The following is a 1,208-nucleotide window of genomic DNA, read 5'->3' as shown; positions in this document are numbered from 1 at the left end:
AGCCAACGCATCTTTTCGAGATTTCTTCCATGCACAGATCGGACAGAAACGGTTTTTGCACGTATTCCCCTTATGCTGTTTTTTCTTTTCCAGGTTTTCATCAGCAACCATCATCATGAACGTATTGCACTCCCTTATGAGTTTTAAAGTATTTTCCGAGACCACATCTTCAGAAACTAGCTTTTCCATAAAGTACGCTAATACACCGTTTCGCCGTTTTTTCTTCGTGGACTTGACCATAATGTCTTGATTCTTTTTGGATTTTGCTTTATAGTGGCTCATATAACTTAAGTTAATAAACGCCAATCACGGCACTTAAAAACTTGCACCTACCTTCATAGTTTATTGTTTTGATCTCGACAATTAAAACAATACAACACTATGCTGTAGAATGCAAGTTTTTTTGCGTTAAAGCCATACGTATCAAGGGCTCAAGACCCTTCAGGGTAAATCGAAGATGTTACCCTTATATCAAGATAAGAAAAAACCGTTTTTCGCTTCGCTCAAAACCTTAAAAAACACGCCTAAAAGGCGTGTTTTCATCTTTCCATTCCTCGATCCCTCTCCCGAGCTTTCTCACGCTTATACAGGCGCTCAAATTCGCTCCCAGGGTTTCGCTCCCTCACTTTATCTACTAATTCCTTAAAAACGTTTTTAACGGCCCTGACGCCCTCTGTACGCTCTTTTACGAAATCTTTGGCACTTTGATACAACAAACCGACTTCGTGCCGTAAATCGCCTATCAGGTCTTTTAAATCTCTGTTCTCTGAACGGAGTTCCTTATTTTCGTTCTTCAGCTTATAATTTTCATTGGTCTTTTGATAGACTTCCTCACGAAGCTTTTCATTTTCTATGACAGGATTCATACTTTGCAACCGCTCATAATCTTTTTTTACCGCAACCGCAGCTGTCACGATTGTTTCCAGCTGTTCCATCTGCTTAGGAGTGAAAACATAATTCCCGGTTTCTTTTTGATGGATTTCCGGTTTCCCGAACATTTTCGGAACGACTTCGGTTTTGATTTCTTTTCGCTTTGGTTTCAGCACCAAATTCTTATCAGGAACATTTTTGCTAATCGCTAAAAACTCATTTTTCTTTTCATCGACTTTCCCCTCTAACACGGCAATTTCGTTCAATAAGTCCTGTTTTTCCTTGTATTCATTCACGTCTTTATATGAATTCGTGCCAACCAATTTCCGCTCAATTCC

At 39.4% G+C, this 1,208-nt stretch carries 1 pseudogene; it reads right to left on the bottom strand.

Annotated elements, in window-relative coordinates:
* Positions 1–539: 539 nt before the first annotated feature.
* A pseudogene (locus tag QI30_RS20555) lies at positions 540–1,208 on the bottom strand (plasmid recombination protein); the annotation flags it as partial.

This window comes from Candidatus Kurthia intestinigallinarum (genome assembly GCF_003991225.1).
Lineage (GTDB): Bacteria > Bacillota > Bacilli > Bacillales_A > Planococcaceae > Kurthia > Kurthia populi.
Note: the sequence above shows the minus strand (reverse complement) of the source record. Positions and strands in the feature narration are given on the sequence as shown.